At 47.1% G+C, this 6730-nt stretch carries 7 protein-coding genes; 5 read left to right on the top strand and 2 right to left on the bottom strand.

What is annotated here, in order from left to right:
* Positions 1-1655: alpha-glucuronidase (locus AAGC78_RS19020; protein ID WP_435785688.1), on the top strand; the 1655-nt coding region annotated here is incomplete at its 5' end.
* Positions 1656-1789: 134 nt separating this feature from the next.
* Here the strand turns inward: AAGC78_RS19020 and AAGC78_RS19025 are convergent.
* Together AAGC78_RS19025 and AAGC78_RS19030 are read right to left on the bottom strand one after the other, a co-directional pair.
* Positions 1790-2017: a hypothetical protein gene (locus AAGC78_RS19025; RefSeq protein ID WP_435785689.1), complete on the bottom strand. Its 228-nt coding sequence runs from the start codon at positions 2015-2017 to the stop codon at positions 1790-1792.
* 101 nt (positions 2018-2118) lie between these two features.
* On the bottom strand, positions 2119-2511 hold the full coding sequence (locus AAGC78_RS19030) for a hypothetical protein (protein ID WP_435785690.1): 393 nt from the start codon (positions 2509-2511) through the stop codon (positions 2119-2121).
* Between the two features lie 172 nt (positions 2512-2683).
* Between AAGC78_RS19030 and AAGC78_RS19035 the strand changes: the two genes are divergently transcribed.
* The 4 genes from AAGC78_RS19035 to AAGC78_RS19050 all read left to right on the top strand — a co-directional run.
* Positions 2684-5068: a DNA polymerase II gene (locus tag AAGC78_RS19035; protein ID WP_435785691.1), complete on the top strand. Its 2385-nt coding sequence runs from the start codon at positions 2684-2686 to the stop codon at positions 5066-5068.
* 94 nt (positions 5069-5162) lie between these two features.
* On the top strand, positions 5163-5360 hold the full coding sequence (locus AAGC78_RS19040; RefSeq protein WP_435785692.1) for a hypothetical protein: 198 nt from the start codon (positions 5163-5165) through the stop codon (positions 5358-5360).
* Between the two features lie 97 nt (positions 5361-5457).
* Positions 5458-5868 carry an SMI1/KNR4 family protein gene (locus tag AAGC78_RS19045; protein ID WP_435785693.1) on the top strand — a complete coding sequence of 137 codons (411 nt, stop codon included), beginning with the start codon at positions 5458-5460 and terminating at the stop codon, positions 5866-5868.
* Between the two features lie 178 nt (positions 5869-6046).
* On the top strand, positions 6047-6730 hold a 684-nt coding region (locus tag AAGC78_RS19050), incomplete at its 3' end, for a lytic transglycosylase domain-containing protein (protein WP_435785694.1).

The raw sequence follows: 6730 nt of genomic DNA on the forward strand, positions 1-6730 counted from the left end.
ATTTAAATCGCTTGGTTGAGCGCGGTTATGCGGGGTTATCGCTGTGGGATTGGGGCACCTTGCCTGATCATAAATCGCAGCGTTATGTGGATTATGCGCGCATCAATGCATCACTTGGTATCAACGGGACAGTGATCAACAATGTGAATGCTGATCCGCGTATTTTGAGTGATCAGTTTTTGCAAAAAATTGCTGCGTTGGCGGATGTGTTGCGCCCTTACGGCATAAAAATGTATTTGTCGATTAATTACAATTCGCCGCGCGCATTTGGCGATTTGGATACGGCTGATCCTTTAGATCCTCGCGTACAAAAATGGTGGCAAGAGCGTACCAAAAAAGTCTACGATTATATTCCCGACTTTGGTGGCTATTTAGTAAAAGCCAATTCAGAAGGCCAACCTGGGCCGCAAGATTACAAGCGCAATCATGCTGATGGTGCCAATATGTTGGCCGCTGCGTTAAAGCCTTATGGTGGAGTAGTGTTTTGGCGGGCGTTTGTATATCACCCGGATATTGGTGATCGCTTTCGCGGCTCCTACGATGAATTTAAACCGCTCGATGGCAAGTTTGCAGAGAACGTAATTCTGCAAGTGAAAAATGGTCCTATCGATTTTCAACCCCGTGAACCTTACTCCGCATTATTTTCCGCGATGGAAAAAACCAACATGATGATGGAGTTTCAGGTTACCCAGGAATATTTTGGTTTTGCTACGCACCTTGCTTACCAAGGGCCGCTATTTGAAGAATCATTGCGCACTGAAACTTTCGCGAAAGGCGAGGGCTCAACTATTGGCAATATTCTCGAAGGAAAAATATTTAATACCAAACGCACCGGTATGGCGGCGGTGATTAATCCTGGAACTGACCGCAATTGGACGGGGCATCCGTTCGTGCAATCAAGTTGGTATGCGTTTGGGCGTATGGCCTGGGATCACAATATCTCTGCCGAAGTCGCTGCCGAAGAATGGTTGCGGATGACATTCTCCAACGATAAAAAATTTATCGAACCAGTGAAAAAAATCATGCTGGCCTCCCGTGAAGCTGGGGTGAATTATCGCTCGCCCTTGGGACTCACGCATTTGTATTCACAAGGCGATCATTACGGCCCAGCGCCCTGGACGGCTAATCTGGAGCGGCCAGATTGGACGGCTATTTATTATCACCGCGCGGCAAAAGACGGTATTGGTTTTGATCGTACTAAAACTGGCTCAAATGCAGTTGCGCAATATCCTGCTCCGCTCGCACAGTTGTATGGCGATTTAAATTCGGTGCCAGAAGAATTAATGCTGTGGTTTCATCATGTAAGTTGGGATCACAAGATGAAATCTGGCCGAACGCTTTGGGATGAACTGGTGCATAAATATTACGCAGGTGTCGATGAGGTTCGCACTATGCAGCGCGAGTGGAATAAGTTGGAAGGTTATATTGATGCTGAGCGCTTCCAGCAAGTCAAAGCACTGCTGCAGGTGCAAGAGCGCGATGCCGTTATTTGGCGCGACTCTTGTGTGCTTTATTTCCAGACGTTCTCGGGCAAACCTATTCCGGCAGGCTATGAGCAGCCACAACATGATTTGACTTATTACCAAACATTGGCACGTACTCGTTATGTTCCTGAGCCTTGGCATCCTGCGAGTTCGAGTCGTGTTTTAAAATAATCCTTTTTCTTTTGCTCCTGACCATCAAATAAAAAATCCTTCGCTCATCGAAGGATTTTTTATTTGTGCGAGAGAATAGTAATTAATTTGATCGTTAATTATTTCGATATATTGGGATGTCCTATTAAAAGTTTTTAACCTTCAGGTTGCTGATAGTGACCTGGATGAACATCAGGATTGTTTGGGCGGTGCAGGCTAATAACCTGAATGTCAGTGATGTGTCCTGCTTTTATGTTGTTGGCCAAGTGTATATATGTTTCGGCCTCATCGCGATCCATTGATTCTTTATCACTGGATATCTCAATCGTATTGGGTTGATTGTCGCAAAGGTAACTTATCAAAAATCTATTTTGCTTCTTCATCTCTTCTCCAACTGCTTTTTACGTTTTTTAATTGCACGTAGTTTTAATTTTCCTTCAGTGTAGAGTCAGTTTCCTTTGCGATTTTGTTTGATTGAGCGGGTTTAGTGTATTGGTGAAATATGGGGCGGAAGTTCGGTAAGCTCAGGTGGATCATTGGGGTTTTTAGGTTGGGGCGGGGTGTTTGTAGTGGGTGGAACATTAGTGCGCGGTGGAATATTCGGATGAGCTGGTGGAGTTGGTAATTCCGGTTGCGGTGGTGCAGGATCAACCTCCGGTTTTGCATCAGGATCAAACGGCTCGTCTGGCCCAATAATGCTGGGAATGTCCGCTGTGGTTTCTTCCAGATTCTCTTCTTTTTCCGTGTCTGTTTCCGTGTTTGTGTCTGCCGCAGCCGCCAGTATTTTCCATGGGGCATATTCTTGCACAGATGATTCTGCTGTGACATTTATTGTCTGGAGCAATAGCCCAGTTCCGTTTGATTCCTGAATGCTCATGATAATTTCCTCTGCAGATGAATAAGGAAAACGGTGGATTATCGAGTTAGGGTTGATTGTAGGCGGCAGGAAAATCATTCTCGGTGTGCTAGCCAACGTAGTAAGCCTCGGGCACAAATCCGGTGAAAACCAGTTATACTGTTCACCCAACCAGTAATCCTCTGTTTCTGCCATGACTAATGCTTTTTTACTTACTCGCCAGTGGCGCGACACCCGTGATGGTGTTGCGCTGGATTTGTGGTGGGCGACGGAGCGGGGCAGTTGTTGGACACAGGTGACCGGTCAAGAGGTCGTTTTCTTTGTGTTGCGCGAACAGGCGGCAGTGATTCAACCGCTTATTCAACGGCTGCGCCAATGGCGGATGGCGGAAGTTGAATTAAAAACGTTTTTAAATAAACCGGTGAATGCGCTCTACTTTAAAAGTCATCGCACCGCGCGCGATGCGCAAGATATTTTTAATCAAAACGATATCCAATTTTGGGAAAGTGACATTCGTCCACCCGAGCGTTATTTGATGGAGCGTTTTGTCACCGCTGGCGCCCAGCTGGATTTCAACGATCAAACGCAACAACCGATTATCAATCCTCGCATAACGCCACTCGCCGACGAGCAATCACTGTGGCGCCCGCAGCTGCGCATGCTCTCACTCGATATTGAAACAACCATGGATGCTAAACAGCTTTATTCCATTGGTGCCTGGTCTGAGTTTGGTAATAAGGTGTTTATGGTAGGCGAGGGCGACGATACGGATATCGTTATGTTCTGTGCGAATGAAAAATCCTGTTTGCAGCAATTTTTTCAGTTTTTACAGCAAGCTGATCCGGATATTTTGATTGGATGGAATCTGGTGCAATTTGATTTGCTGGTGCTGGAAAATATTTGCCAGCGTTTAGGAATTGAATTTCAGCTGGGACGAGGCAATCAATTGATTCATTGGCGCCATGAAGAGAACGAGGGCGGGCGCAGTTTTGTAGTAGTCCCAGGACGAGTTGCGCTGGACGGTATTGAATTGCTCAAGACTGCCAATCACCAGTTTCAAAGTTATTCGCTGCAGAATGTATCGCGCGAGTTATTGGGCGAAAGTAAGTTGCTGACCAATAAAGATCGCGGTGAAGATATCACGCGGTTGTTTAAGGAGGATAAGTTAGCGCTAGCCGAATATAACCTGCGCGACTGCGAGTTGGTGTGGAAAATTTTTATCCAACAAGAGTTGTTGGCGTTTGCGATGGAGCGCAGCCAATTAACCGGATTATTATTGGATCGCATTGGCGGTTCGGTTGCTGCGTTTGAATATTTATATTTACCTCGTTTGCATCGGCGTGGATACATAGCGCCGAATCTGGGTGAATTTGAATCTGATGTTATCAGCCCTGGCGGTTATGTGATGAACTCGCAGCCGGGCATTTACGATAATGTGTTGGTGCTTGATTTCAAAAGTCTGTACCCGAGCATTATGCGGACATTCTTGATCGACCCCTGCGCGTTTTGGGTTGCGCAGCACAAACAACTTGATGAAGAACACACTGTAGCCGGTTTTAATGATGCGTATTTTTCTCGGGAAGAGCACATACTTCCCAATGTGATTGAACAGCTCTCCGCTGCGCGTGACCGTGCAAAGCAACATAAAAATGCGCCGCTCTCCCACGCCATTAAAATTATTATGAATTCATTTTACGGCGTATTGGGTTCGACGGGATGCCGCTTTTTTGATCCGCGTGTTTGTAGCTCAATTACCTTGCGTGGGCATGAAATTATCCAACGCAGCCGCGACTGGATTGAACAACAGGGATATGCCGTTATTTATGGCGATACAGACTCGCTGTTTGTGTGGCTGGAAAATAATTGCGTGGGAAAAACGCCCAAGACTGCCGACCAGTGCAATAAGATCGGTATGCGTTTAGCAAAAGAATTAAATAGCTGGTGGCAAAAAACCTTGCACGCCGAGTTCAAAATAAAAAGCGCATTGGAGATCCAGTACGAGACAAATTATCTGCGCTTTTTAATGCCGACTATTCGCGGCTCGGAGTTGGGCACCAAGAAACGCTATGCCGGTATGATTGAAGTCAACGGCCAGCGCGAGATGGTGTTTAAAGGTTTGGAGAATGTGCGCACGGATTGGACGCAGTTGGCGAAAGAATTCCAAATGTTGCTCTACCGAAAAATATTCGACGGCGAAGATTATCTCGATTTTGTGCGCACGACTAATGATCAGGTGTTGGCGGGCGAGCGCGATATGGAGTTAATTTATCGCAAGCGTTTGCGTCGCCATCTGCACGAGTATCAAAAAAATGTCCCACCCCATGTGCAGGCTGCGCGTAAGTATGTGCAACTTACGGGAAAGAATTTACGCCGTGGCGATTGGATCAGTTATGTGATTACGACCAATGGGCCTGAACCAGTGGGTTCGGATGAAATCAGGATGGAGATGCGCCTGAGCCCTATTGATTACCAGCATTATATTGATAAGCAACTAACTCCCGTCGCCGACAGCATTTTGCATTTTTTAAATGAATCCCTGAATCAATTGGTGGATCAACAACTGTCGCTGTTTCATTAAGTTCTTGTAACAATCCGTATCCTGAGGGAACTGCCCGACAGATTTTTGGGTCGATATCGCATCACTAATAATTAGCGAAAAAGGTGCGTTTATCATGAAAATAGTCGGCATTATTTTTCTGTGTTTTCTATCGGCCTGTTCCCAGCGCGAAGTCTACGATTCCGTCCAAACCAATCAGCGCAATGAATGTGAATTGTTGAGTGGCGTGCAGCGGCAGGAATGTTTGTCTCGTTTATCACCCGACTACCAGACTTATGAGCGTCAACGTAAGGATTTGCTAAAGGAAGAGTAATTGTCCGAGGATGAAAATCGCTACAGGGATACAGCTATTGTTAGGGGGTGTGGTTCAGGCTATAGTCCCTGTCCCCTAATAATGAGCAGGTAGAAATATGTCTGATATCGATGAAGTTCTGGATATGCTGCGCGAGCATAATGAATCCGTGCCAGTACCTTTGGAATTGCCCGATGAAGACCGGCTGGTCGAGATAGAAGAAGAAATTCTTCTGCCCATCCCGCGCGATATGCGCACCTTTTTATTAGAAGCCAGCGATGTGGTGTACGGCGGAATCGAGCCGGTTACCGCTGCTGATCCCCATTCCCATACCTACTTACCTGAAGTCACTGCCGTTGCCTGGTCGCAAGGCGTACCTCGTTACCTCATGCCTTTGTGTGAAGTGAACGGCAATTATTATTGCGTGGAGCCGGAAGGTGAAGTGGTGTTCTGGCGCGATGGTGATCTGACTGACGAGACATGGCCATCGGTTTGGCATTGGATTCGGGATGTGTGGTTGGAATCCTGATTCACTGGAACTTATCCCCCGGTGATATCCCGCTAAAGTTGTCACTATTTAGTGGCACCAAATCACGAAAATGGATTTTGATGTCATGGCTTTTTGGCAGGCTGGGCTACACTAAATCTCCCAGCCGATAGTTTTTATCGGCAACCTGTTGTGTAGTCGTCAGTAAAGAGTGTTCCCTGTGCGTAAACCCCTTTGGCTATTAGCGTTTCCCCTACTGGTTCTTACCAGTGGCGCGCTATTGGCGGATACCGGGGAGCTGGCGATGGGCGTGATCACCTCCGTTTCCCGGCAAGAGTCCAGCGTGGAAGATTTTGAGGCTCATGTCCGGCGCATTGCAGAAAAAACAGCTGCCGATGAAAAAGCGCGCAAAGAGCAGGAGCGATTGGAAGCTGCTGCGAGTAAGCAGCCAGTGCAAACCTTCAAGTTTTTCAAGTATCACAAAGACGGCTCGACCGCATACTCTGATCGCCAGCCAAAGAAATCAGCTTACGAAGTTATCGTTTACAACTCTTGTTTTGCGTGTAACCCGCTATCGCGCGTGGATTGGCGCGGCACCAAGTTGTACATGACCCAATTTACCTATTCGATTACCCAAGCCGCGAAAAAGTACGGTGTTGATCCTTCACTGGTGCGTGCGGTAATTCATGCTGAATCCAATTTCAATCCGCTTGCCCGTTCGCGCAAAGGGGCGATGGGTTTGATGCAATTGATGCCTGGTACAGCCAAAGATATGGGCGTGAGCGATACCAGCGATGCCGCGCAAAATATCGACGGCGGCGTGAAATACTTGTCTCGTCTGTTGAATCGTTTCAACGGCGATATCACTCTGGCAACGGCTGCTTACAATGCCGGTCGGGGTGCA

This window comes from Cellvibrio sp., assembly GCF_039207905.1.
Lineage (GTDB): Bacteria > Pseudomonadota > Gammaproteobacteria > Pseudomonadales > Cellvibrionaceae > Cellvibrio.

Coding starts and splice junctions, on each gene's coding strand:
- AAGC78_RS19045 (WP_435785693.1), top strand. CDS start 5,458: ATGTCTGATATCGATGAAGTTCTGGATATGCTGCGCGAGCATAATGAA.
- AAGC78_RS19040 (WP_435785692.1), top strand. CDS start 5,163: ATGAAAATAGTCGGCATTATTTTTCTGTGTTTTCTATCGGCCTGTTCC.
- AAGC78_RS19035 (WP_435785691.1), top strand. CDS start 2,684: ATGACTAATGCTTTTTTACTTACTCGCCAGTGGCGCGACACCCGTGAT.
- AAGC78_RS19030 (WP_435785690.1), bottom strand. CDS start 2,511: ATGAGCATTCAGGAATCAAACGGAACTGGGCTATTGCTCCAGACAATA.
- AAGC78_RS19025 (WP_435785689.1), bottom strand. CDS start 2,017: ATGAAGAAGCAAAATAGATTTTTGATAAGTTACCTTTGCGACAATCAA.